This is a genomic window from Ruegeria sp. A3M17 (assembly GCF_003318255.1).
Taxonomy (GTDB): domain Bacteria; phylum Pseudomonadota; class Alphaproteobacteria; order Rhodobacterales; family Rhodobacteraceae; genus Ruegeria.
Genome location: NZ_QOCF01000013.1, coordinates 89,307 through 114,861 on the forward strand (window position 1 = coordinate 89,307; position 25,555 = coordinate 114,861).

General features: G+C 59.4%; 28 protein-coding genes. 3 read left to right on the forward strand and 25 right to left on the reverse strand.

Annotated features, from left to right (window positions below; all coding sequences use genetic code 11):
• Position 1: 1 nt before the first annotated feature.
• The 18 genes from DS906_RS06995 to DS906_RS07085 all read right to left on the reverse strand — a co-directional run bounded on the left by DS906_RS06995 (position 2) and on the right by DS906_RS07085 (position 15,527).
• Positions 2–3,970 (reverse strand): glycoside hydrolase/phage tail family protein, encoded by a 3,969-nt coding sequence (locus DS906_RS06995; RefSeq protein ID WP_113789491.1) that lies wholly within the window; start codon positions 3,968–3,970, stop codon positions 2–4.
• On the reverse strand, positions 3,971–4,417 hold the full coding sequence (locus tag DS906_RS07000; protein WP_113789492.1) for an NlpC/P60 family protein: 447 nt from the start codon (positions 4,415–4,417) through the stop codon (positions 3,971–3,973). It abuts the gene before it with no gap.
• Positions 4,414–5,301 carry a DUF2163 domain-containing protein gene (locus tag DS906_RS07005; RefSeq protein ID WP_113789493.1) on the reverse strand — a complete coding sequence of 296 codons (888 nt, stop codon included), beginning with the start codon at positions 5,299–5,301 and terminating at the stop codon, positions 4,414–4,416. The genes DS906_RS07000 and DS906_RS07005 overlap by 4 nt, the downstream gene beginning before the upstream one ends.
• Positions 5,301–5,933: a DUF2460 domain-containing protein gene (locus DS906_RS07010; protein ID WP_113789494.1), complete on the reverse strand. Its 633-nt coding sequence runs from the start codon at positions 5,931–5,933 to the stop codon at positions 5,301–5,303. Before DS906_RS07010 ends, DS906_RS07005 begins: the two co-directional genes overlap by 1 nt.
• 16 nt (positions 5,934–5,949) lie before the next feature.
• Entirely contained in the window at positions 5,950–6,612 is a 663-nt protein-coding gene (locus DS906_RS07015) for a phage tail tape measure protein (protein WP_113789495.1), read from the reverse strand.
• The gene (locus tag DS906_RS07020) at positions 6,599–6,808 is read right to left on the reverse strand and encodes a rcc01693 family protein (protein ID WP_113789496.1); all 210 of its coding nucleotides are present in this window, start codon (positions 6,806–6,808) and stop codon (positions 6,599–6,601) included. Before DS906_RS07020 ends, DS906_RS07015 begins: the two co-directional genes overlap by 14 nt.
• The gene (locus DS906_RS07025) at positions 6,805–7,125 is read right to left on the reverse strand and encodes a gene transfer agent family protein (protein WP_113789497.1); all 321 of its coding nucleotides are present in this window, start codon (positions 7,123–7,125) and stop codon (positions 6,805–6,807) included. Before DS906_RS07025 ends, DS906_RS07020 begins: the two co-directional genes overlap by 4 nt.
• Before the next feature lie 4 nt (positions 7,126–7,129).
• Positions 7,130–7,543: a phage major tail protein, TP901-1 family gene (locus DS906_RS07030; protein ID WP_113789498.1), complete on the reverse strand. Its 414-nt coding sequence runs from the start codon at positions 7,541–7,543 to the stop codon at positions 7,130–7,132.
• Positions 7,544–7,563: 20 nt separating this feature from the next.
• A complete protein-coding gene (locus DS906_RS07035; RefSeq protein ID WP_113789499.1) occupies positions 7,564–7,977 on the reverse strand; it encodes a DUF3168 domain-containing protein in 414 nt (137 codons plus the stop codon).
• Positions 7,974–8,312, reverse strand: a complete 339-nt coding sequence (locus tag DS906_RS07040) for a phage head closure protein (RefSeq protein ID WP_113789500.1) — start codon at positions 8,310–8,312, stop codon at positions 7,974–7,976. Before DS906_RS07040 ends, DS906_RS07035 begins: the two co-directional genes overlap by 4 nt.
• Positions 8,309–8,908, reverse strand: coding sequence for a head-tail connector protein (locus tag DS906_RS07045; protein ID WP_113789501.1), 600 nt, complete (start codon positions 8,906–8,908; stop codon positions 8,309–8,311). The genes DS906_RS07040 and DS906_RS07045 overlap by 4 nt, the downstream gene beginning before the upstream one ends.
• Before the next feature lie 170 nt (positions 8,909–9,078).
• The gene (locus tag DS906_RS07050) at positions 9,079–10,257 is read right to left on the reverse strand and encodes a phage major capsid protein (protein WP_113789502.1); all 1,179 of its coding nucleotides are present in this window, start codon (positions 10,255–10,257) and stop codon (positions 9,079–9,081) included.
• A 34-nt stretch (positions 10,258–10,291) separates the two neighbouring features.
• Positions 10,292–10,837 carry an HK97 family phage prohead protease gene (locus DS906_RS07055; protein WP_113789583.1) on the reverse strand — a complete coding sequence of 182 codons (546 nt, stop codon included), beginning with the start codon at positions 10,835–10,837 and terminating at the stop codon, positions 10,292–10,294.
• A gap of 26 nt (positions 10,838–10,863) precedes the next feature.
• Positions 10,864–11,082, reverse strand: coding sequence for a hypothetical protein (locus tag DS906_RS07060; RefSeq protein ID WP_113789503.1), 219 nt, complete (start codon positions 11,080–11,082; stop codon positions 10,864–10,866).
• Positions 11,075–12,238 (reverse strand): phage portal protein, encoded by a 1,164-nt coding sequence (locus tag DS906_RS07065; RefSeq protein ID WP_113789504.1) that lies wholly within the window; start codon positions 12,236–12,238, stop codon positions 11,075–11,077. The genes DS906_RS07060 and DS906_RS07065 overlap by 8 nt, the downstream gene beginning before the upstream one ends.
• Before the next feature lie 138 nt (positions 12,239–12,376).
• Positions 12,377–13,108 (reverse strand): hypothetical protein, encoded by a 732-nt coding sequence (locus tag DS906_RS07070; RefSeq protein WP_158541294.1) that lies wholly within the window; start codon positions 13,106–13,108, stop codon positions 12,377–12,379.
• Positions 13,109–13,207: 99 nt separating this feature from the next.
• Entirely contained in the window at positions 13,208–14,578 is a 1,371-nt protein-coding gene (locus DS906_RS07075) for a DNA-packaging protein (protein ID WP_233494723.1), read from the reverse strand.
• Between the two features lie 628 nt (positions 14,579–15,206).
• Positions 15,207–15,527, reverse strand: a complete 321-nt coding sequence (locus DS906_RS07085) for a hypothetical protein (protein WP_113789506.1) — start codon at positions 15,525–15,527, stop codon at positions 15,207–15,209.
• Positions 15,528–15,872: 345 nt separating this feature from the next.
• On the opposite strand from DS906_RS07085, the gene DS906_RS07090 reads away from it, so the two are divergent.
• Together DS906_RS07090 and DS906_RS07095 are read left to right on the forward strand one after the other, a co-directional pair.
• Positions 15,873–16,256 (forward strand): LysR substrate-binding domain-containing protein, encoded by a 384-nt coding sequence (locus tag DS906_RS07090; protein ID WP_113789507.1) that lies wholly within the window; start codon positions 15,873–15,875, stop codon positions 16,254–16,256.
• Positions 16,257–16,535: 279 nt separating this feature from the next.
• Entirely contained in the window at positions 16,536–17,792 is a 1,257-nt protein-coding gene (locus tag DS906_RS07095) for a DEAD/DEAH box helicase (RefSeq protein ID WP_113789508.1), read from the forward strand.
• 39 nt (positions 17,793–17,831) lie between these two features.
• Here DS906_RS07095 and mltG read toward each other — a convergent pair whose 3' ends face one another.
• The 7 genes from mltG to fabD form a co-directional block, all read right to left on the reverse strand.
• Positions 17,832–18,992: an endolytic transglycosylase MltG gene (gene mltG, locus DS906_RS07100; RefSeq protein WP_113789509.1), complete on the reverse strand. Its 1,161-nt coding sequence runs from the start codon at positions 18,990–18,992 to the stop codon at positions 17,832–17,834.
• Positions 18,993–20,258: a beta-ketoacyl-ACP synthase II gene (gene fabF, locus DS906_RS07105; RefSeq protein ID WP_113789510.1), complete on the reverse strand. Its 1,266-nt coding sequence runs from the start codon at positions 20,256–20,258 to the stop codon at positions 18,993–18,995.
• A 192-nt stretch (positions 20,259–20,450) separates the two neighbouring features.
• Positions 20,451–21,194, reverse strand: a complete 744-nt coding sequence (locus tag DS906_RS07110) for a HisA/HisF-related TIM barrel protein (protein ID WP_113789511.1) — start codon at positions 21,192–21,194, stop codon at positions 20,451–20,453.
• A gap of 123 nt (positions 21,195–21,317) precedes the next feature.
• Entirely contained in the window at positions 21,318–21,857 is a 540-nt protein-coding gene (locus tag DS906_RS07115; RefSeq protein ID WP_113789512.1) for a GNAT family N-acetyltransferase, read from the reverse strand.
• Positions 21,858–21,996: 139 nt separating this feature from the next.
• Positions 21,997–22,230, reverse strand: a complete 234-nt coding sequence (locus DS906_RS07120) for an acyl carrier protein (protein ID WP_005982462.1) — start codon at positions 22,228–22,230, stop codon at positions 21,997–21,999.
• A 209-nt stretch (positions 22,231–22,439) separates the two neighbouring features.
• Positions 22,440–23,177: a 3-oxoacyl-[acyl-carrier-protein] reductase gene (fabG, locus tag DS906_RS07125; protein WP_113789513.1), complete on the reverse strand. Its 738-nt coding sequence runs from the start codon at positions 23,175–23,177 to the stop codon at positions 22,440–22,442.
• Between the two features lie 42 nt (positions 23,178–23,219).
• On the reverse strand, positions 23,220–24,158 hold the full coding sequence (gene fabD, locus DS906_RS07130; RefSeq protein ID WP_113789514.1) for an ACP S-malonyltransferase: 939 nt from the start codon (positions 24,156–24,158) through the stop codon (positions 23,220–23,222).
• A 161-nt stretch (positions 24,159–24,319) separates the two neighbouring features.
• On the opposite strand from fabD, the gene DS906_RS07135 reads away from it, so the two are divergent.
• The gene (locus DS906_RS07135; RefSeq protein ID WP_113789515.1) at positions 24,320–25,546 is read left to right on the forward strand and encodes a cytochrome b/b6 domain-containing protein; all 1,227 of its coding nucleotides are present in this window, start codon (positions 24,320–24,322) and stop codon (positions 25,544–25,546) included.
• The last annotated feature ends 9 nt before the right edge of the window (positions 25,547–25,555 follow it).

Genomic DNA, 25,555 nt, shown 5'->3' on the forward strand with positions numbered 1-25,555 from the left:
CTTACCCAACCAGAAGGCGTGCGGCGGGACCCGGCCCATAGCTGGCAGAGATCTGTGCAATATCAACCTCGTAAGTGCCGGTTACGCCATCGGCGGCTTTCATCGTTGATGGGTATGTCCAGCGCGGCTCTGACGTAACCTGTTCGCGTATTACTGACCCGTTTATCCTGATTTTCACCAGATAGGCTTCAGTCTCTTCCCCTAGCGGCACGTCAAATCCACCCCAGTCATCGCCGTCCAGCCGGGTTCGACGGATCCACGAGATTTCGTCACCCGCTCCGGTTTTCGCCAATTTGACATGCACCGGAGCGTAAGGCCGCAATCCGTTTCCGTCGAAGGCGTGAAGCTGGTGGAGGAAAGAAGGATCGTCATAGGCACGCGTTCCCGGCCCAATGCGATAATGTTTCGCCACCCGCCGTTCAGACCGCAGCAGCCCGGTTTGGAACACTCGTTCATCCAGCAAGACAAAAGTTGAACCTTCAGGCCAGGTGTCGGGCATGACACTGTCCGTCCCCAATTGCCCGCGCAGGCGCCCCGACAGGGCATAGGTCCCCTGACCCACAAGTTCGGCGCTGGCGAACTGGAACAGTTCCCAGTTGCCGGGCGTCCCGTCCCCTAATGCGGCCAGATTGGCACCATTCAACAAAGCGTCGCGCGGGCGCGATTCCAGCAAGCCATCGACCAGCCTGACGCGCAGCGGCGCACCGTCGTCCCAAATCCCTATGCCGGCCCGCCGCAGAGGTGTTTGGGTAAACCCGATGACGGCCTGTGCCGAGATAACCTCTTGCAAGGTATAATCCTCATCATTCACGGCCGAAAATACTACGGCGCTTCCTGGCCAGGGGTCGGCGGACACAGCCAGGTAAGGCGCATGCGGCACCTCTGAGCCGGTTATCAGCGGCAGATCCATGAACACCGGCAGAACCGGAACCGGGGCGACGAAGGGCTTGGTCGAGACTATGTCATCAGGCAGGTCAGACGGCGCGTATATTCCCGGTTCGATCCGAACGGCATCCGCCAATTGCATCTCGGCTTGCTCCAGTCGATCGATCCTGAAACGCGCACCCTGCCCGCCCTCATCCAGGCTGATGACATCCCCCGCGCCGATGTGCCCCAACGAAGGCGGCAGCGCAAAGCGCACGGTTTCGCGGGACACCCGCGCCTCGCTAAGCCATCGTTCCGCCGTCTGGCGACCTTCGGCACGTGTCATTGACAGGGGCATCTCGTTGACAGACACCGAATGGGTCCGCGTGTCGGGCAGAACGGCCTCTTCCGCGACGATGTCATGATCCCCATCCGATTGGACAAAGCGCAAGCGCACCCGGCCAGTCATTTCAGCCTCGGCTTCGCGGCGATGTTCGATACCGGCTTCAATATCAGAGCTGAGCGCCAGATGTTCCTGATCCAGCGCGATGGCGCGTTGCCCATTGCGCATCTGAAACCGCAATACGCCATCCCTCTCGATCGCATCGAAACCGTAGCGCAGCATCAACGGCTGCAAGGCGGATCGCGCGTCCGAGACCTGTTCGATAGCATAGCCGCGCACCACACCATAAAGACGCGAAGTGTCGATGTCGGTCACGCCAGCCCCGTGACAAATCTCGGTCACCACTGACGCCAGCGTGCGCGACCCCGACCGCCCGTTCAACCAATGCCCTCGCGCGAAATTCTCACCATCACTCCACTGGCTTTGCAGGTTCGGGAAGGTTGGATATGGTCGCGCATCCCAGGCCCAAACATAGGCGTTGGACAGATCAATCATGTGGCCGCCGTAAGTATTGGAAACCGGGTTGTTTTTTGCCTGGGACCAATAGCCCAAAATCGCCTTGAGATACTGAACCTGAATGAAATCATCCCGCAGACCGTTGGAATAGCGCGGCAGCTTGGATTCCGAGGATTTCGGGTCCAGAAATTTGTTCGGCTGATTGGTGCCTTTGTCGATGGCCGCACAGCCCAGTTCCGTGAACCAGATCGGCTTGGACATGGGCACCCATGCGGTCCGATTAGCTTGACGCACGCCTCCGATCCGTTCGTGATGCGGCTGCGACCACCAGTTGCGTATATCCTTGTATCGCCAGATCCAGGCCTCATCATGCGCCTGATCTTCGATCGCAGACCGGATCTGCGCTTTGGATTCCTCGGTCGAGGCATAGTACCAATCGTAGCCTTCCCCGCCTTCAACATTACCGCGCAAGTAGTCCAGATCATAGATCGCATCTACGCCAGCTTTGGTGTCGACGTGATCTTCTCCGTCCCGCCAATCGGACAGGGGCATGTAATTGTCGATACCAACGAAGTCGATATTGTCATCGGCCCAAAGCGGATCCAGATGAAAGTACCGGTCGCTGCCAGCATCGACGGGTTTGTAACCGAAATACTCGCTCCAGTCGGCGGCGTAGCCGATTTTGGTGTCCGACCCGAGGATTTTGCGCACTTCCGCCGTGAGGATTTGCATCTGCGCCACGGCCGGAAACCCGTTCGCACCCCTGATCTGCGTCAGGCCGCGCATCTCAGATGCGATGCAGAACGACGCCACACCACCGGCTGCCTTGCAGAGCGCCGCATAGTGCAGAATGAACCGGAACAAACCCCATTCCTGCGGGCCGGTATAGGTGACGGTGCCATCGCCGACGACAAAGTCACTTGCGCGGGCCTGGCCAAAGAATTGCGCAATCTGAGTGTCAGCCCCGGCTGTCTTGTCCGGGGATCCGTTGCGCCCCGGTGCCTCGCTCAGCGTGATCCGCCCGCGCCATGGCAGGTGCGGCTGATCGGCGGCGTCAGACCAAGGATCGGGCAGGCCGTTGCCGCGCAACTGGTCCATCAGGATGAACGGATAGAACATCACTCGCTTGCCGGATGTGTTCAGATGCCGGATCGCTTCGACCACCGACGCATCCGCAGGTGTCGCCCCATAAACTGGTCGATCATTTTCGATCTGAACAACCTGGGCAGCTGCCCGGGATACGCCTGATACGCTCCACGGCATGTTCTCGCCATCAAACTCTTTGTGCAGGACCTTTGGCTGCACCTTGCACTGACCGCACCGCAGATCGTCGCCAAACCACGACACGACAAGCGACACAGCTTCGCAGGCGGGCAATTCAGCATTCAGCGCGTGAGTTGAGGTGACCAGATCGGAAACGCCCGAAGCCGAATGCACGTTCGCAGCCCAGCTTTGCCCCTGCCCTTTGGAATAGTTCACCTGCCTGCTGGCCAGTGAGTATTCACCCGTACCCGGGATCATCGCCACGCCGCGCACGATCCGGGAAACGGCACCGGGCGTGTCTGGCAGCCCCGGCTGTTCCTGTCGGACAACCTCAAAGGAAAACTGCGGGACGCGGTTGCCGAACGCGGCAAGTTGAAGGTCCTCGATCACCACATAGGCCGTGCCCCGGTACGCAGGGACCTGCCCGGTGCCCTCGACGGCCTCGATCAGCGGATCAGGCAACTGATCGTCAGTACCGTTATACAGGCGCATATTCAGCCCCGCGCGCTCAAGCTCTTCACCATCGGCCCAGATACGCGAGATGTCAGAGATCTGCCCAGCGCCCACCGAAATCGCCAGCGAGATCGAATAGCTGTAGGTATGCGTGGTCGTGGTTGTTGTGGCCGAACTTGGCCGACGCGACCCTTTCCCGCCCCGCGTAGATTGGGTGGTCGTGCTGGTACTGCGGGTTTCCAGGAAGTCCGATGCCCAGATGATCTGCCCGCCAACACGCATACGGCCGAACACTGTAGTGACCGAAGCCCCCTCGCCGGTTTCGGTCAGACGGAAACGATCCAGACGGCCGGTTTCGACGACTTCGCTGCCGCCACCCATCACAGATTGGCTCATCAACCGCTGGTCGATGACCCGCCCCAAGGTCGCGCCGACGGCCCGGCCAATGATTGCCGTGGAAAGACCCGCGACAGAGCCACCGATCGAACCGCCTAGGGCAGCCCCGGCTGCGGAAAGAACAATCGTAGCCATTTACTTGACCTCCAGCGGAAATGCGAAACAGGCGACAACCCGGCGACGCCAAGGGTCGCTCAGGGCGTTTTCTACAACGCCGTGCCCGGAATATGCGTGAATGAACCGCGGGACCGCGCCGATTTCGCTGGCAACACCCACATGTTTGGCGATGCCGCCATCGCGCATGCGGAACAGCAATACGTCGCCTGTTGCCAGTTCCGAGGGCCGCTTTGATGTCAAATTTCGGCGGGCGGCATCCCACATGCGTTCATCACCCTGCGGCTCTGACCAGTCCATGCTGTAGCTCGGCACGGACTCCGGCTCAGCTCCGTACAACGCGCGCCAGATGCCGCGTAGCAATCCCAAACAATCCGCCCCCGCGCCCCTGACGGACGCCTGATGCACGTACGGCGTGCCTAGCCAACGCCGCGCTTCTGCAACTATGTCCTGCCGGTCTACTGTCATCGTCTGCTGCCCCCTTTGTTCGGTTTGTCTTTCTTGGGAACAGCCATCACCCAATCCTCACCCGGCAAGTCCGGAAAACCTTGAAAATTGATGAGGTTGTTGAATTTTCTTCGGCAGGTCTCCATGCGCTTGTCGCACCCGGCCGTCAGCCGGACACGATCACCGACTGTCAGTCCGCCACTGATCCCCGTCCATAAGGTGACATTGCGCCCACCCGAGACACGCTTATCCTGTTTGACCGACGCCCAAAGACCCGAGGCCGTGCCGGAAATCACATCCAGGCGGCCACGTTCGAACCATGCCATATCCGGCGCGTCCGCGCCTTTCAGCTGCAGCACACTGCCCGCCGACAGGCTGACGATCTCAGCCTCTGCCTGAAAACCAGGTGCTGCCGCGTTGAATCGGCAAGCGCCGTCGCCCAGCACTGCGGTGCAAGGTTTTTGGTAAATCCGCCCCAAGGGCCGGTTCAGCAGATCCGTCAGCCCTCGCAGCTCAGCATGAAACGCCCCGCCACCACGACGCATTTCCCCAATCGAACCACGAAACTGTAGAGTTCTTTGTTCAGGGTCTGCCCAGTTCACCAACCAAGCCCGAACCTGAGCACCGTCAAACCGCCCGGCCTCAATGTCCTCTTCCCTGATTGCCGCATCAGACAGCGCACCCATCGCTTCAGAGTTGTCAATCGAAAGCCCGGTTGCCTGTTCGATCGCAGCTGCGGTCAGGCCAGAGCTTGCTTTGAATGTCAGCCCGTCAAAGCGCAACTCCATATCATGATCGGTAAACCCATAGACCTGCCCATCCGTGCGGGTAATTGCCCAACACCGACAGGTGGTGGTCACCCCGCTTTGCAGATGCTCCTGCAATCCCTGTGCATTACCCCCCATCAGACCCGCACCTCGACCACCGGAACGTTGGGCACGTCGCCTGCCTGAAAGCTGGCCACGCTGGTCTGGATCATGTCGGTGTCGAACCGAACAGGCACGTCAAACTCGAACCCGGCCGTTATTTCCACATCTTGCGGAGGTGCGATCGTGAACGTGACCCGGCCCCGCGCCAGATCCACCTCGAAATCCACGCCTTCGCGCATTTCGTCCTGTTCAAGACCAAGTTTGACTGTCCCGAGAACTGGTTTGATGATTGGTCGGACGTATTTGAACCCGCCAGAGCTGTAGGTTTTCACCAATTGGAACTCGGTCGTCTTGCCGTCGCCACGCGCGATGACCTGATCGGCATTCTCTACCTCAGCCGTTGCTGCGCCCGACTTGAAGTCAGACCAATCTTTCCACCGAAATCCGAACATCTGCCCCTGCCGCGCCTCGAAGAACGAAATCAGCGCTTCGATATTATCCAACGAGCGCATCCCCAGCCCGGCATCATAGCGTCGCCTTGAATGGGCCCAGGGCGTGTTACGTTCTTCAAACCCATTGGCCAGCGTCACGATATCTGTGCGCCGCTCGGGGCCGCCTACCGAACCAAAGCTCAGGCTGGCGGGAAATCTAACCTCATGGAAATTCATGGCCTGCTCCCTCAAGTTACCTGTTGCGATTGCCGCGCCCCAGCGCGCGGCTCATCTGCGCCGCAATCTGGCTTTGACTGCGACGGAACCCCTGTACGTCCGGGGTGGTGATGTTCATCACGACATTGACGGCACGCCCACTGCCCGAGGTGCGCACCCCAAGTTTACCGTCCGACCCGCGCGCCAAAGGCATGATCGCTTCGGGGCCGGCTTCCCCCATCAACCCGGTTCCGCCGCGCATGGGAAATGTGGTTGGGCCGCTGACAACGCCGCCATTGGCGAAGGGCATCACCCGCCCTTGCGAAAAGCTGCCGCCGTCGGCAAATGGCAAAAGCCCCTGCACCAGACCGCCAACGGTTCCGGCCAGCATCCCGCCAAAGTGATCCGTCACCGGCTTGATCGCCGCCGAATACGCCGTGCGGATCATTGAGTTCTTCAAAACGTCCAGCGCATCGGACAGGTTCATCCCATCCAGCACCACGCCATCGAAGGCTTTGCGCAACCCGCTGGACATGCCGCGTTCCAGCGTCGCGACATCCTTGCCGGTTTCCTCAAACGCCGCGCTGATCCGTTTCATCTGGCCGTCAAAAGCAGCCGCCATAGATGCCGCGTCGCCCAGCGAGTCGCCCAGCGCATCGCCGCGCTCCTGCAGGTCATCATACCCGTCACGATCCGTCATCACGCTCTCCTTGTAATTTGTCCGGGTAAGCCTTCAGCAACGCATCCAGGCCAGCCCGGTTCATCGACGGCATCCCTGCGCCCTGCCCCAACATCAGTTGCAATTCGGCCGGGGTCAGTCGCCAGAACTGATCCGGCGTCAGACGCAGACCGACAAGCGCGGCCCGCATCAAGGCGGGCCAATTGAACCCGCTCATGCCGGATCCGGCACCATGAAGGCCCGCGCCAACAACTCGGCTGCCGCACGCGCAGCTGCCATCGGGCCACCCTCGATTTCGGCGCTCAGCAGATCGGCGCGGTTGACGTCGCCGCTACCGCCACGCAACCCGGCCACGATCAGAGCCAATACGTCACCACTGGAAAAAGCTCCGCTTTCGAACCGTTGCACGAGTTCCACCAGCGAACCGGCACCCAGCTCTTGTTCCAATTCCGCCAAAGCGCCCAGCGTCAGCTTGAGCACCCACCGCTCTCCATCGATGGTCAAAGCCACCTCGCCCGTCCACGGATTGGCCATCGACTTACAGCGCCGTAAAGCTCAGCGCGCCGGCGCTGGCCAAACTCATCTCATAGGTCGCCTCGCCGTTGTGCGAGCCCGCATATTCGACACCTGTGACCAGAAACGGCCCGTCGACAATGCCGAAATCGGGGATGATGACCTGAAAATCCGGTGTTTCGCCGTCAAAGAACAATTGCCGCGCGCGTTCATCGGTCCCGGCATCCTTGAACACGCCTGAACCGGATATCGACGCCGATTTGACCCCAGCACCCGATAGAAGTTCGCGCCAGCCACCCTGACTTTCCAAACTAGTGACATCCACGCTTTCCGCGTTGAAACTGACGCGCGTAGCGCGCAATCCCACGATAGTTTCGAACAGACCGCTGCCGTTCATATCCACTTTGACCAACAGGTCCTTGCCGTTCTGGGCACCCATATGCTCTCTCCGTTGATTGGTTAGTCATCTTCCACGCGGGCGCGGAATTTCAGGTCGATCTGGCGGACCGCTCCACCGGTCCCGGCGCGCCGGGCCGAGGCGCGCTCGAACCACAGGCCCACCAGACACCCGCGATCAAGGCTGGGCATGGCACCGTCCAGCGCGTCACACACCGCACCGGCCAGGGTCTTGGCGGCCCCGAACCCTGCGGCTTCGGACACGACCGAAACCGTGAACCGGTGCACCGCACCCCCACCCGATCGGTCAGAGGCATCACGAACTTCCTCGGGCCCCAGGGCTACGTAGGTCTGTGGTACTGCACCGACGGGAACTGCGTCATAAATCGCGCCTCCTGACAGATCGTTTACTCGCGTGTCACCGGACAGCTGCTGGAAAACCGCTGCTTGCAGGGCGGCTGAAACGCCATAGCTCATGCTGCCACCTCCTCATCCGCGAAACATGTCAGGTATTGGCCGCGTGGATCACGCTCAGCTACAGCGCGGATGACAAAGCGACGTGTGCCCTCTGCAAAGCGCTGATCCGGCGATGGCCGCATGGTCGAACCTGTGGGCGCACCCCGGACCACGATGCGATAGCCGACCCGCGATATCGGGACGCCAGCCACCTGCCGCTCGGACCCGCTGCGCGCGGTCACCTCGGCCCATACCGTGCCCAGCGGCACCCAGGTTTCGGTGTATCCGCCTGACCCATCGGCCACGCGTACCGGCGCCTCCAGCACCAGCGTTCTGTGCAACCTCGGCGCTTTCATTGCATCACCCCAGCGCCAAACCGAACTGTGCGATAGCGTTGGATCAGACTGGTGACGCCAAAAGGCATGCACCCAGCACCCAACGCTGTCTCGTCGCGGTATTCGTAGTAGTGCGCGGCCAGCAGCAGCACCGCCTGCCCCAGATCGGCGGGCAACCCGCCCCAATCCATTGCCATCCCTGCGGCAAAGACGATCCTGACAGAACCACCCTTTGGCATCTTCGGCATCAATGACCCCATTGGCCTAAGCCGGGGGCGCTGAGTATCTTTTTCCAACCGGTATCTATCCGGCGTGACAACAGTCTCTGCACCGTCTGCGTCTGCCAGCGTCACACTTTTGAGCTCGGTGACCGGAGCCACCGGCAGCACCTCTCCCGACTGATCTCGCCAGGCGGTCAGGCTCCAGGAAAAATCGCGCTCGATCAGAACCTTGCCGGTGCGCGCTTCGATTGCCGCAACGGCTGCGCGCAGAAATCCTTTCAGCACATCATCCTGTACGCTGTCTTCGGCAAAGCCCGTGCCCAGCCGCAGATGCGCCTTAAACTGATCCACCGGCAGCGCCGCATCCGCGATGGCGGTTTCTTCGATCAACATCATCCATTTACTCCGCAATCTCGGACCCCTCCGGGGGCCTCACTCAAGAAAATGACGGGCACGCGCCGCCCCACGTTGCTCGGACGGAGGGGAGCAGCTAGACAACGCAGGGGATCTCACCCCGGCCCGCGCCCGCACCCGAGGGGCCAATGGCCCCCCGGATCCGTCACCGCTTAGGCGGTGCCGAATTTCACTAGCTTGATCGCGGCAAAGTCGCTCACGTCGCCGCCCACACGTTTGGTCGCGTAGAACAGGACATGCGGCTTGGCGCTGAACGGATCGCGCAAGACGCGCAGATCAGGGCGCTCGGCAATGGTGTAGCCGGCCTGGAAGTCACCGAATGCGATCGAGAAGCTATCGGTGCCCGCATCTGGCATATCCTCGGCAATTAGCACCGGATACCCCATCAGGCGCGCAGGCTCACCTGCGGCCAGACCGTCTGACCACAGGAAGCGACCATCGCTGTCTTTCAGCTTGCGGATCACACCGGCAGTTTTTGAATTCATCACGAAGGTGCCATTGACCCGGTACTGAGCGCCCAGCGCATAGACCACATCGACAATCGCATCCGCATCGACACCACCGTCAATGCCAGTCGGGACATAGCCCAGATTGCCCCAGGTCCAGACATCATTGTCGACCTTGGCATGGTTCAGAATGCCGTTGGGTTTGTCCGCGCCATCGCCCGAGATGAACGCCGCCGCTTCGGCACGGGCAAACTTATCGGCAATACGACCGGCTAGCCATCCCTCGACATCAAACGCGCTGTCATCCAGCAAACGCTGCGACGCCTTGGGCAGCGCGCTCAACTCGTGCAAGGCAATCGAGATGCGATCAATCGACGGGGTCGCTGTCTCGGTGGCCGCTGAACTCTCATCCGCCCAGCCCGCGCCCACGTCGGTGTGGTCGATCAACACGTCGAACGAGTTTGCCTCGACATTCACCACCGAAGCGATCGAACGGATCGAGGCCGTGGATTTCAGCACCGACTTGATCATCTCGGCGGTTTGCGGGTCGACCAGATAGCCGCCATCGCTGTTCACGGCGCTGGACAGCGATTTAGCTTCCATATCAAGGCCACGCAGGCCGTCATCATCACCACATCGTACATAGGCGTCGAAAGCCTTCTGATGCGGCGCACCGTCCTCGATTGATGCCGCAAGATGCGGTCGCGCCGCGGTGATTGATTTACGATCCAGCATGGTCAGTCGCTCTTCTGTCTGTTGCAGTTTTGTTTTAATTTCAGCCTTCAGGCCATTGAATTCGTTCATGAATCCAGTCATCGCCCGCTTCACCTCCTGAACCAGGGGCACACCCTCTCCGGTCAAGGCCGGGGTCTCGGTCTTGCTCATCAGAACTTCCTTGTTTGGGTGGGATTGAGGCGCGCTAGGTTCGCGCCAGCTCCTGCCGGGCGTGATCAAACACCTCGGCAATACTGCGCAGGGTGTCCTCGGCATCTGGGGTCGTCCCCTTTGCCGCCACCCGCGCACTGGGCAGCATCGGAAAAGTCACAAGCGACACCTCCCACAGCTCCAGTTCGGTCAGGACCCGATGGCCCTTTTCATTTTTTACGGCTCGCTTGGTTCGATAGCCGATCGACAGCCCGTCAATGGCCCCGGCCCGGATCAATTCCGCGGCTTCACGGCCTTTCTGCGTGCTTTCCAACATACGTCCCTTGACCCAAAGCCCGCGCGCATCCTCGCGCACGTCGTCCCAGACACCGATGGGCTGCGCCGGGTCGTGCTGCCACAGCATCTTGACCCGCTGACCTGCCGCTTTCAGCCCGGCCAACGACCTGCGGTATGCGCCTTTCTGCACCACATCGCTCCCTTGATCGACCTGCCCAAACAGGCTGGCATAGCCCTCGATCACCGCATCCTCGGTCACCGACAATCCATCGCTAAACCGCGCGAACTTGTGCTCCAAATCCATGAACACCTCCTCATAAGCCTTTGAATTCATGGCGACACCACCAGAATTGACTGAAGCGCTTGCGCCAGGATCACCGCTACGACCCCATAGACCGTCAGCCACAGCCGTTTCTCCAGCCGCTCCATCATCTCTTCGATCTGATCCAGCCGCCTGCATAGATGTGCGTGCTGGATCTCGGCCACCCGTTCATGCGCAGCCAGACGCAGGCCCGGCGCACAGTCAAATGGCGGATACCCCTCAGCCATCGGCACGCTCCGGCAGCCCCAGCATCACGCGTTTCTCGGCATCTGTCAGGAACTCGGCGCCGTTGACCCGCGCCCATTGCGCATCCCGCTCCGCCGACAGCGCTGGTACCTGATCCAGGTCGGGTTTCAACACCAGTTCTTCGCCAGTAAAGCCCACTAGCCATTCTGACACCGCCGCCGCCACCCGCGTCACCAGGGGCAGAACGGTCAGGCGATAGAACGCCCGGTTGGCCTCCTGATAGTTCGAATAGGTCGCGTCGCCTTGGATCCCCAGCAGCATCGGCGGGACCCCAAAGGCCAGTGCGATCTCGCGGGCGGCGGCTTCCTTGGTCTTTTGAAACTCCATGTCCGAGGGTGAGAAACCCATCGGCTTCCAATCCAGCCCCCCTTCCAGAACCATCGGTCGCCCGGCATTGCGCGCCCCGCGATAGTTCTGCTCAATCTCATCGGACAGGCGGCGGAACTGATCCTCGGCCATCACCCCATGGCCATCGCCGCCCTTCCACACCAGCGCCCCCGAAGGCCGCGCGGCATTGTCCAGCAGAGATTTCGACCACCGCGATGCACTGTTATGCACATCGATCGCCATCGCCGCAGCTTGCATTGGCGAGAACCCATAGTGATCGTCTTGGGGGTGGAATGACTTGATATGACAGATCGCATTAGCCGGGAAACGATGCGTCTTGCCGCCCGCCGTATAGTCATACGCCTTGGGCCACCCATCCGCCCCCGGCACCACACTCATCCGGTCAGAGCGCAAGACGTGCAGTTCAATCGGCAATCCATCCTCGGCCTGTGCCGCCTCGACATAGGCGTTCCCCGACAGCAACAATTGCCCGAACAAAGCCTCCATCAACTCCGCCCGCCCCTGCGCCGCATTCGGACGGCGCATCAGGGATATGATCGGATGCACATCATAGCGCTGCGTCTGATCCTGCAGCACCAGAGGCAAAGCCGCCGCCGCCTCGGCAATCAGCTTGACCGAGCGAAACCCCACCGGGTTCCCCGAAAACCCCGTCCGCGTCAACGACACCGCATCCCTGGGGCTCCACGCCACGCGCCCACCGGTCTGCCACGCCACCACAGGCCCCGCCGCGCTCGCCTTCGCCTCAGGCGCCTCACCAGCCGTTCCACGACGCAAGAAATCGAATACCATCTGTGCTCCTTTCTGCCGCCGCTCTGCCCGGCTTGTTGAAAGGAGTTATGACGGAAAGAAGTTTAGGGCATGGGAATGGGGCGTACGGGGGGTGGGCAACGGGTCGGCGATTGCTACTTCCCAGTCTGTGGTGCCGTTTTACCGAAGGATGGTTTCATCTACTTCTTGAAGGTTTGGAAACTGTTCAAGGAAAGGAAGCAGCGCATCATACTTTGTAACGAATTTGCTGTTTTGACGAATTTTCTCCGCGTCTTTGCGATTAGGGCGCGGAACTCTGCTGCAAACCAATGCGCTGGCGGCTCCAAAAGTACTTTCTTTGATTGCCAGCGCAACTAATTCGCCGGGTTGAATATCCCAAGGGCAAGTTTGTGGAAAACTATTACATGGCCCATGACCTGCGACTGAATATGGCCGTAAAAGATCAATCGGTACCAGCTCTGTTTTCCCAAAGATGCGCCGTCCGCCTCCAAGACCGGTCCAAAACAACTCATGCTCAATTTCAAGGTATGCCGTTGCTTCTGAAAATTCGACCAAATTAGCTAAATACTGTTGGGAACCGACCGCTTCACCAGCTTTGCTTTTCTCGGCCAGTTCAATCCAGCTAGCAGGAAATTTTGGCGGTGTGTCGTCTTCATTCCATCGGCGACGCAGCACATGTGAAACTCTTCCGATTACAACGTGGTCGGAAGTTTCGATCAACAAGCGAAGTTCTCGCTCAGTTTCCGATAAGCTTGGAGCGCCGCTGCAGGCGGTGGCTGCTCCCGCAGCGCATACGACGAATATCGAAGAGAGGACTATATGAGTCAGTTTAGTATAACATTGTTTCAAAACGACAAACCCATATCCAACAGCCTCACTTATGGCTGCCATCACCTTAAGCAATACAATTTATCTATATCAATCGCTTACGCTCGCTCAAGCATAAGTTTTAGACTATTTTCTGTGTATCCATCTCTTGTTGGCTCGGTTCTACAAACTTCGCACCCTCGGCCGCCGATACGCCCCCGCTGGCCCCACAACCAACTCATGTAACGCCCAGACCAGCGCGTCGACCCGGTCGGGGGAGCCCTGCCCCTCGAAACCCCGCGCGGTCATCTGGCTCATCTGCTCTTCCAGCGCGTCCAGCCCGGCCACATGAGCAACTCGCCCCTGCTCATACAGTGCCGCCACAGGCTCGGCCCCCGCCACCTTGCCGCGTGATGCCCGCACCGCGCGATAAGGGACCAAAGGGTCCACCTGCCGCACGACCTCTTCCACCAGTTGCCCGCCCTGATTGACCTCGGCCACCAGCCGCTCGGCCCCGAATTCATCCATCGCGTCAATTGCCGCCTGCGCCCAGCCCGCCGGACCTACGCCCTGCACCGTGCGATCGGCCAGCACATAGGCGCGCCACTCCTCGGGCGGCCCCTGCACCTGAGCGCCGACCACCACGATCCCGCAGGCATCCGCATCCGTTCCCGCCGTCACCGCCGGGTCTAGCGCCACTACTAAACGGTCCAACTCTGGCACTTTCTCAACTCGCGCCGCATCCAGCATTGACCCGGTCCACAACGCCCCCTCGGCATCCGACAGCAGCGCGCCGTCCAACTCCTGCCGCCCCAGTCGCGTGCCCGCATAGCGCGCGCGTACCTCTTCCAGAAACGAATCCGCCAGATTGGCGCGGTTCGCCTCGGTCGGCGCATGGGTCTGCACGGTGGACGGAGATGCCAGCAATTCCTTCAATACCTTCACATTTCTAGGTGTGGTCGTCACACAGACCCGAGGCCGCTCACCCAACCGCAACGCAAATTGCAACATATCCCAGGTCTCGCCAGCCTTCTTCCACTTAGCCAACTCATCCACCCAGGCTGCATCGAACTGAGGCCCGCGCAACCCTTCGGGATCATGCGCTGAAAACGCCTGCGCCTCAGCTCCGTTTGGCCAGATCAGTTTCCGTTCGGACGCCTTCCAGACAGGTCGCCGATCCGGCGGCGAACACTGTAATATCCCGCTATCGCCAAAGATCATCACATCGCGCACCTGATCGAATGTCTCACCCACCAACGCCACACGACGCGCTTCGCCGCGATCCAGCGGCAGAGATCCCTCGACCACCTGTCGCACCCATTCGGCCCCGGCCCGCGTCTTACCAGCCCCACGCCCCCCCATGATCACCCAGGACCGCCAGGCGCCTTCCGGCGGCAACTGATGCGGCAGCGCCCAGAACTCGAACAGGAAAGGGAGGGCGCACAGCCCCCCCTCCCCGATCTCACTCAGAAATCTGTCCCGAACCGCAGCAGGCGCGGAGGCGAGCCAACCTGCACCCAACCTCAAATCGAGCGCGCTCAAGGTCGAGCGCATACCCCCCTTGGGCAATTCCGGTTTGTCTGTGATGTTGTTCGACAAAGCTTGTCTCCACTTTCTGACAACTTCGGATCAGCCCCTCTAACTGCCCGAGTTGCTTGGCTGAACCAGCAAGATCTGCATCCTCCCCGGCACCGATCTGTTTGCGCAGTTCTTCCGCTGCTTGGCGCAGATCGCGAATGGATCTCTCAAGCGACTGCAACAAATCAGCCGTCTGGGACATCCGCTCTTCCGGGGTAATCAAAGTCATGTGTGCCTGTGACCTCATGCGTGAGTGATCTCCGCACGAGAGAAACGAAAAACGGCCACCGGGTCGCCCCGGGGCCGTCGCCCACCTCTTCTAGCATGACACAATTCATATGAATTAAAGAGCGCAATGTCAACGACTTACGCAACATTCATGCAACGGAGACCGCGCAAGCTTTACTGATTCTTAGTTTTCTGCCCGCTCAAAAAATGGATGACCGCGCATCTGTTTGTAACAAATCTCCAATGTCAATTTTTTCTGCGGATCAATTCTCTGATCCGCGCCGGCAGGTCGAGAAGCAGAAACAAAATACGTGCGCCTGTGCCACCATGAACCCCCAGCCATTTGGTTGGGGGTGCTTTGTACACATCGAAGATGTCAGACGGCAGGAATACCGGTTTCCTCATGAAATCTATCGAAGGCCCTGATTATTGCGGTCTTCTTTTTGGAAGCGCTTAGAAACGAGAAGATGGCTAGGCCAAACATGAAAATTCCTGGCAAGATAAACAGCAGCAGGCCCGGCACAGTCATTACGAGAGAAGCCCAGCCTAAATTCCGTTGAGTTTTTGCTATGCCAAGCATGCTTTTCTTACGCGCGTAAGCTTCATCTGAACTTTGAACGGCCTCAGCCTTTAGCTGACCTATGATTGACCGCTCATCCTTTAGATCAATCTGCGCGTCAGAAACTCTCATGTTCATACAACATACTCCTTGGTGGAAATTTCTGATAAGAAACAATGACTAACGAACGTGCGTCAACCCCAGACAGAAGTGCTGCCTAAGAATTCTATACTCTGTGACTCCGCGTTTAACGATACGTTTCCAGATCAGGAACATTTGCTCTGTATGCACACAAAAGGGCAACGGATTATGGATAATCAGATTTCGAAACATGAAGAGTGAACACTTCTTGGAGTACCAACTTGTGCCCAAGGCAGTTGATGCTTTGCCGAGAGAGGAACTGTTTCCGCTGATGCGAGCGCAAATGGCCAACTTCGGCCCCTACCTTCACAATGGCGTAAAGACGGTGAGAGTACGGCCTGGGTGTCCACCATAGTCCGAGTTCAACGGCTGGCAAACGTCCAGTTCGCGCCCTATGCCACCACCTCGACCCCTGACCAATGGATCAAGGTACTGGCTGACACACCTTCGGCGCGCTGGTTGGACAAGCGGATTGGCAGCAATGCCGTATGCGAAGTTGACTCTCCCCGCAGCAGTCTGGATCTCGCTTTGGCGGGTTTGGGCATTGCTGTTTTGCCAACATTCATTGGGGACACGCACGACTCGCTCTTGCGCGCAGGCCAGATCATTCCGGAGTTGCCCTACGGCCAGTGGCTAGTGACGCATCAGAACGACAGAAACCTGCCCGAGGTTCGCCAGACCATCGATAGAATGCGGACAAGTTTGCAACTGCGTCAGAACATCTAGCAGCAAAACCGGCTAAAGCTTGACAAAACGGCGCTTAAGCCTCATGTGCCCCATAAGTCAGCGCTGACGCGTGAGCATTCGTGGCCTCTATTGGCCCCAACAGCGCATCACTACATCTCCTAGTTCCCATTCACGCAGGGTTCTTGACGCGACGCCAGATGGCGCAGGGTTCGCCTGCACGTCCCGAGGTTTAGCGGAAACTCTGCCGGTCACGCGCTGCGTGGCCAGACACGTCTTGTCCGTACGGCTATCGCCTTGCGGATTACAAAGGATAGTTATTTGTTCGACTTCGACATGCTGGGTCTTGCACCAGCCCTCAACGATGCACTGAAACGTGCCAATTTCTCACAACCGACCCCTATTCAGAACCAGGCCATACCGCTGGCGCTGAACGGTCACGACATCCTGGGCCTGGCGCAGACCGGCACCGGAAAGACGCTGGCCTTCGGTCTGCCGCTGATCGACCACTTGCTGGCGCAGTCCGGCAAACCCGCGCCCAAAACCGCCAAGGCGCTGATCCTTGCCCCCACGCGCGAGCTGGTCAACCAGATCGCGGATAGCCTGCGCAACCTGACCGACAAGACCAAGCTGCGTGTGGCCACCGTGGTCGGTGGCCAGTCGATCGGCAGACAGATTTCGTTCCTGTCGCGCGGCACCGACATTCTGGTCGCCACGCCTGGGCGTTTAATCGACCTGATGGAACGCGGTGCCGTTGACCTCGGCTCGGTGCGCCATCTGGTACTGGACGAGGCTGACCAGATGCTGGACATGGGCTTTATCCACGCCCTGCGCAAAATCGCACCCAAGCTGGGCACGCCGCGTCAAACCATGCTGTTTTCGGCCACGATGCCGAAGCAGATGGAGGAACTCAGCCAATCCTATCTGACCAACCCGCAGCGGGTGCAGGTCTCGCCTCCAGGTAAAGCGGCTGACAAGATCACGCAGTCTGTGCATTTCGTTGACAGGGCCGGCAAACCGCGGAAACTGCGCGAAATTCTGTCCGCTGACATGGAAGCTCTGACCTTGGTATTTTCCCGTACCAAACACGGCGCCGAGAAACTGATGAAAGGCCTTGTGGCTGATGGTTTCAACGCGGCCTCGATCCACGGCAACAAAAGCCAGGGACAACGCGACCGCGCGATCAAGGCGTTCCGGGCCGGAGAGATCAACGTATTGGTCGCGACCGACGTGGCCGCGCGTGGCATCGACATTCCCGGTGTTGCCTATGTGATCAACTATGACCTGCCCGAGGTGCCCGACAACTATGTCCACCGCATCGGGCGCACAGCCCGTGCTGGTCGCGAGGGTGAAGCTATCGCCTTCTGCTCACCGGACGAGGTGGATCAGCTGCGTCAGATTCAGAAGCTGATGAAGATCGAAATTCCGGTCGCCAGCGGCACCATGCCCGAATTTTCCGAACCCAAGAAAACCCGCAATCGCGGAGGGTTCCGGGGGCGTAAACCGCAGGGAGCCAATTCGACATCGAAGCCCGCGTCCTCGAAACGTCGTCGTCCACGCGGACGCCCCGCCGCATAACAAAAAGAAAAGGCCGCGTTTTTCGACGCGGCCTTTTTCTTAGTTGCTTGAGCTGTTTCTCTCTGCCTCAATCTCACGCCACTTGGCGACGTTACGATTGTGTTCCTGCAAGGTTTCCGCGAATGCGTGCCCGCCGGTGCCATCCGCAACAAAGAAGACAAAGTTGGTCTCTTCCGGGGCAACGGCAGCCTCAAGGCTGGCCAGACCTGGATTGGCAATGGGTGTCGGCGGCAAACCGTCTATCACATAAGTATTCCAAGGCGTTGCACGGCGCAGCTCACTGCGACGCAGACCGCGCCCCAGCGTGCCTTGACCCTTGGTGACGCCATAGATGACCGTCGGGTCTGTCTGCAGCTTCATGCCCTGCTCAAGCCGGTTCACAAAGACGCTTGCAACCTGCCCGCGTTCATTGGGAACACCGGTTTCCTTTTCGATGATCGACGCAAGGATCAGCATTTCCTCTGGGCTGCTGATAGGAAGGTCGCCTTGGCGGTTCTCCCACACTGCATTGATGCGCAATTGTTGCTTGTCTTGCATCGCCTGCAGAACGGCCGTCCGATCATCGCCCGGTGCCAAATCATAGCTGTCAGGCGCCAACATCCCTTCGGCCGGGATCTCGGCAATCTCACCAGTCAGCGGTTCAATCGCCTGCAAGCCTTGCGCCACCTGCCAAGAGGTCACGCCTTCAGCAACGGACACACGGTATCGGGTGTCGGCCTCTTCGCGCTTTTGACCGTATTCGGCAGGGATGTCCTCGTCCGTCACATCAAACGATGCGATCTCGACAAATTCCAGCGTTGCCGGGTCCAACTCGCGTACCCGCGTCTGGATGCGCGTGACACCGATACGGTATTCAATCTCAGACCCGCAGGTGCTGGCACCGCTGCTTGTGATCTCGTCGATGATCTGCTCCATCGACGCGCCTTCGCGCACCAGAAAGCTACCGGCCTTCAGCTGCTGCGATTTATCTGTGTAGTCCGCAGCCATGCGAAAGATCATGGCGCTGCTGATGGCTCCGTCATCTTCAAGCTCTTGGCTGACACGGGTCATATTCGACCCGCTTCTGACCTGCAGGCACATCGCGGATTCCAACGGACCCTCGGCCTTGTATTGCGATTGCCCCCACACAACCAGCCCGCCCATTAGGAACAAGCCTACGATCAGCAGAGTCAGCGCGTTCGAAGCAAGAGCCCGCAACATTTAGCTGACCTTTCCGAAGATCACGCTGGCATTGGTGCCGCCAAAGCCGAACGAATTCGACAGCGCCACGTTGATCTCACGCTCACGCTTGGCGTTGGGTGCCAGATCAATCGGGGTTTCAACGGCGGGGTTATCCAGATTGATCGTCGGCGGGGCCACCTGATCCCGGATCGCCAGGATCGAGAAAATAGCCTCAATCGCGCCAGCCGCACCCAAAAGGTGACCGGTGGCCGATTTGGTCGAGGTCATGGTGGCCTTGCTGGCGTGATCCCCTAACAGGCGCTCTACCGCGCCCAGTTCGATCGTATCCGCCATGGTCGATGTGCCATGCGCGTTGATATAGTCCAGATCCGAAGGCTCCAACCCAGCGCTGCGCAATGCGGCTTTCATGGAACGCTCAGCGCCATCACCATCCTCGGACGGCGCGGTGATGTGATAAGCGTCGCCGGACATGCCGTAACCCAGTACTTCGGCATAGATCTTCGCACCGCGCGCCTTGGCGTGCTCGTATTCTTCCAGAACCACGATGCCTGCGCCCTCGCCCATGACAAAGCCGTCACGGTCCACGTCATATGGGCGGCTGGCTTTCTTCGGATCGTCGGCATATTTGGTCGACAGCGCCTTGCACGCGTTAAAGCCAGCGATACCGATCTCGCAGATGCAGCCTTCGCCGCCACCAGCAACCATGACTTCCGCGTCGCCTGCGCGAATGATGCGGCTGGCGTCGCCGATTGCATGCGCACCTGTCGAACAAGCCGTCACGACCGAGTGGTTGGGCCCCTTGAACCCGTGGCGGATCGAAACCTGGCCGGACGCCAGATTAATCAGTGCGCCTGGGATAAAGAACGGCGATACACGACGCGGACCCTTGTCGCGGATCAGGTTCGCCGTTTCAGCAATAGAACCCAGCCCGCCGATACCCGAACCAATCAGAACGCCTGTACGCAGTCGGTCCTCTTCATCCTCAGGCAACCAATTGGCGTCCTGACAAGCCATGTCAGCGGCAGCGATCGAATACAGGATAAAGTCTTCGATCTTGCGTTGCTCTTTTGGCGGCAACCAATCGTTGGGATTGAATGTCCCGTCAGTTCCATCGCCGCGCGGAACTTCGCAGGCATAGGTCGTGGTGACACCGCTTGCTTCGGCATCAAATTTCGTGATCGGGCCAGCGCCGGATTCCCCATCCAGCAGCCGTGACCAAGATTTCTCGACCCCGCTGGCCAAAGGAGTGACCAATCCCAGACCGGTTACAACGACTCTGCGCATGAAATGCCTCTTGCCTGCTTCCTATTTGAGAACCGCTCATACCCCGGCCCGGGGTCCGGGGGCAAGAGCAACGGCACATTCCCACCCGGCACCATTTCGCCGGGCGGCCCGTCTGTGCGGGATGTACCAAAACAAATTGCCCCGGCCCTTTCAAGGAATTGAAAGGCCAGGGCAACGACGTGCAAGACTGGCTTACTGGAATTCAGCGACCGGTTCGTGGGCCTGCTCGGCCACGTTAAGCGCGTCTGCCAAGTCAATCGCCTTGCGGAACAAAGCCCGCCCAATCAATGCACCCGAGATGTTGTGCACATATGCTAGACGCGAGATGTCATCCGATGTCCGAACGACACCGCTGGCGATCACCGGCGTGCGCGACAGTTGTGCAAGACCCGAAATCAGACCCAGCTGCGCATCTACGTCTTCGATGTCGCTGTCGATATCGGTCACCAGAATCGCCGCGAAGGGCGTGCCCTCGAACGCTTGAATAAACGCCTCAGGCGTAAACGCACTCTGACTGCGCCAGCCTTCGGTCATCACCTGACCTTGCCAGACGTCCACAGCCAGAACGATCTGGTCCGGATAAAGCTTGGCCAGTTCCTTGACCAGATTCGGGTCCCAGGCGGCAAGCGTACCAATCACCACCCGTCCAGCGCCTTTGTCGATCCAGTATTCGACCTGTTCCCGCGTCCGCATACCGCCGGCCAGTTGCACCGACATCTCGGACGTGCGGATGATTTCCTCGACCAATTCGGCGTTGGTGTCGCGGCCTTCGATCGCATCGAAATCCGTCAGGTGCATCCACATGGCACCGGCTGCAGACCAGCTGCGCGCCGTTTCCGCCGGATTCACATGCCAGATCATCGCGTCGTCCAGACGGCCCTTGTCCAGTGTGACACACCGGCCGTTCTGCAATTCCATCGTGGGGTAAATCCTCATGAGCATTCTCCTCCGCTCAATCGCTCTGCAATTCCAGAGTACCATACACGCGGAAGATCGGTCCGTTATTACCAGGATCGGCAAACTACGGCCGGTTTGCGGCATTCGGGAAGTCTCAAATTGTCAGTGGCGCGGCGGCGGCCCGTTGCGGCGCATAAGCGTGACGTCGCTGCCGTTGAACGCACATTCGCGCATCGGGGTATAGCCCAGCTTGCCCGCCAGTTTTTGCGAGACTGAGTTCGCCGAATTCACCATCGCGACCAACGGACCGGGCATGATCCGGTCAAACCAATCATGCGCGGCCTGCGCGGCCTCCAGCCCCAATCCCTGTCCCTGTGCCTCGGGGACCAGAATCCATCCGGCCTCGGGGAAACTGTCGAAATCCTCGCCAATCGAACGGTTACCGTAAAAGAACCCTGCCTGACCGACCATCTGGCGATTCGACTGCTGGACCACGGCCCATTGCCCGAAACCGGCCATTTGCCAGTGCCCGGCATTTCGAAGGAATGAATCCCACGCCTCTCCGCGCGACCGCGGCTTGCCGCCGATGTGTCGCACGATGCATGGGTTGCGCCAAATCTCGGCGAACCGGTTGAAATCTTCTGGCCGCATGGCGCACAGCGTCAAACGGGCCGTATTGATCATAGGGGTGGATCGTATCATGCCCTGCCCGCTTTGAATTATGTGCCTCGGGCAAAAGGTTGCGAACGAATACGGCACCTTGCAAGGCAGAATTGAACAAGGCACAAAAAAACGGCGCCTCCGTTGCCCGGAAGCGCCGCTTTTTGATTATTTCGAAGCTTTAGGAAGCTTCTGAGATGAATTTGACGGCGTCGCCAAATGTCTGGATGGTCTCGGCTGCGTCATCGGGGATTTCGATGCCGAACTCTTCTTCGAAGGCCATAACCAACTCAACAGTGTCCAGGCTGTCTGCGCCCAGATCGTCGATGAAGGACGCGTTTTCGGTCACTTTGTCTTCTTCAACACCCAGGTGCTCAACAACGATCTTTTTAACGCGATCTGCGACGTCGCTCATGTCTATTCCTCATTCCGTTTTCAGGGCCTAGTGCCCGGTTCTGCCCTTGCCCGCTCAGGCTGGCTTTGATTTGCCCGGTGCGGGCGGTTGGGTCCCGGATGACCGGGAAAGTAGAAGGCCGACCATTTGGTCGACCCCAGCATTTATGCGCCGCCTATAGCATAGACAACGCGCGAGGCAAACGCTTTCGCACCGGCCCCTGTCCGCGGTCACAACATGGCCATACCGCCGTTAACATGCAAGGTGGTTCCGGTAACATATCCGGCTTCGGGGCTGGCAAGATACAGAACAGCCGCCGCAATTTCCGATGCATCACCCATGCGACCAGCCGGAACCTGCCCCAAAATACCCGTTTTCTGATCGTCGGTCAGCTTGTCGGTCATGGCCGTGGTAATGAAACCCGGCGCAACCGCGTTTGCCGTAATACCGCGGCTGGCAACCTCATAGGCCAGGGATTTGGTCATGCCGACCATACCGGCCTTGGACGCTGCATAGTTTGCCTGACCGGGGTTCCCGGTGGCGCCAACCACGGACGAGATGTTGATGATCCGGCCCCAACGGGCCTTCATCATGCCCCGCAGCACGCCTTTGCACAGCTTGGCGGTCGAGGTCATGTTCACGTCGATCACGCTCTGCCATTCATCGTCCGACATACGCATGAACAGGTTGTCGCGGGTGATCCCGGCGTTGTTGACCAGAATATCAACCGACCCCATCGCCTCGGCAGCTTGCTTCGGCAGCGCGGAAACAGCTTCGCCGTCGCTCAGGTTACATGGCAGAACATGCGCCCGCTCACCCAGTTCGGCGGCCAATGCCTCGAGCGGTTCCACGCGTGTGCCGGACAACGCAACCGTGGCCCCCGCACCGTGCAGCACGCGCGCAATCTCGCCACCAATCCCGCCGGACGCACCGGTGATCAACGCATTCTTACCTGTCAAATCAAACATTCGATCTTCCCTTTGCAGCGCAACTTGCGTCGCACGTTGTTCTTATGATTCGCTCTTAACCACATTCTGCACGTCGTCCGGCCTGCCAACAGCCTTGCCAGCAATCGCGCGGTCGATCTTGCGGATCATGCCCGACAACGCCTTGCCTGCGCCGATCTCCCATGTCTCGGTCACGCCCTGTGCCGCCATGTACTGCACGCTCTCGCGCCAGCGCACGGAACCTGTGACCTGGTCGACCAGCAACTGACGGATCAAGTCCGGATCTCCAACAGCCTCAGCGCGCACGTTCGCAATTAGCGGAACTGCCGGTGCCTTGACTTCAACTGCGGCCAGCGCCTCGGCCATCACATCTGCGGCGGGTTGCATCAACGCACAATGGAACGGGGCGCTCACGGGCAACATCACAGCGCGCTTGGCACCTTTTTCTTTGGCAATCTCGGCAGCACGTTCCACCGCGGCCTTCGCACCCGACACAACCACCTGTGTAGGGTCGTTGTCATTCGCCGCCTGACAGACCTCGCCCTGCGCAGCCTCTTCTGCGACGGCACGCACCGCTTCAAGGTCCAGCCCCAGAATTGCGGCCATTGCGCCTTCACCAACGGGAACGGCGCTTTGCATCGCCTGACCACGTGTCCGCAACAAACGCGCCGTATCCGCAATCGACAGCGAACCAGCTGCTGCAAGCGCTGAGTATTCCCCCAGCGAATGCCCAGCTACAAATGCAGCGTCCGTGACGGCAACACCTTCGGCCTCCAAAGCGCGCATCGCGGCCATCGAGGTTGCCATCAACGCCGGCTGTGCATTCTGCGTCAGCGTCAGTTCTGCAATATCACCTTCCCAAATCAGGGTGCTCAGCTTTTCACCAAGCGCTTCATCGACCTCGTCGAAAACTGCCTGTGCAGTCGGATAGGCCTCGGCCAGTGCTTTGCCCATACCGATGGTTTGGGCGCCCTGCCCCGGAAAAACGAACGCGCGTGTCATTGCAACCTCTTGGATGACGTTAGGTTGCGATGGGGTGTAAACCGAGTGAACGAGCGGCACAAGCTCTGCATCCTGACACGTATTCTGTGCGTCAGAGGCTATTGTGTCGGCCCACGCTGCATTTAGGGTGGCCATAGCAAACAGATCGGAGTCGTGAACCCATGCCCCTTGCCAACACCACCCAAAGCTATGGAGGCGTTTCGAAAACCTTCCACTGGCTGACGGCCTTGCTCATTCTGACGGCTCTTCCGATTGGGTGGTTTGCGAACGAACTGGCACACGCAATCGAAGACCCGGCCATTCCAACGACACCGGAAGACCTGCAACAGGCCGCGCAGCTGTTTTCGCTACACAAAACTATCGGGGTCACGGTCTTCTTCGTGGCGCTTGCCCGTATCCTGTGGGCGATCAGCCAGCCCAAACCAGGATTGCTCAATGCTGAAAACAAGCCCGAGGCATTTGCTGCGGAAACCGTCCACTGGCTGTTGTATGGCTCGCTGGTTCTGGTTCCCCTGACAGGCTGGATTCACCATGCGGCCACCGAAGGGTTTGCGCCGATCCTTTGGCCGTTCGGGCAGAACCTGCCCTTTGTGCCCAAATCCCCCGCGTTGGCCGAAACAAGCGCCGGGTTACACTTCGTCCTGATGCTGGTGCTGGTGGGTGCTCTGGGTTTGCATATCGTTGGCGCGCTCAAGCACCACGTGATCGACAAAGACAGCACATTGCGCCGTATGCTGCCCGGACGGGTTGATTTACCGGAACCGCCAACGCAATGGCACTCACCTGCCCCCGTCGTCGCAGCAGTCTTGATCTGGGCCGTTGCTATTAGCATCGGGTGGTTCGACGGAGCCTACTCGGCACATCCGACCGGTGATCATGCATCAGCCGAATTGGAGGCGGTACAATCCGACTGGCAGGTGCAGGAAGGTTCGCTGGCGATCACGATCACCCAATTGGGCAGCCCCGTCAGCGGCGCGTTTTCCGACTGGACTGCGGCAATCACATTCGACGAACCGACAGAACCGGGACCGGCCGGGGCTGTTGATGTGACAATCGCCATAGGCTCATTGACCATCGGCACCGTGACACAGCAAGCCCTTGGCGCGGATTTCTTTGACAGCACTCAGTTCCCGACTGCAAATTTCACCGCAGATCTGTTCAAGACCGATCTGGCCTATGAGGCACACGGCACTTTGACCATTCGCGACAAAACCATGGACGTCGTCCTGCCGTTCGAGCTGGACCTGCAGGACGGGACCGCCAAGATGCAGGGAGAGTTGGAGCTGAACCGTTTGGACTATGACGTCGGCACGTCACAACCCACCGAAGACTCGCTGGCCTTTGTCGTCAAAGTAGCCGTTGAACTGACGGCCACCAAAGCTGAGTAGCAGTGATTC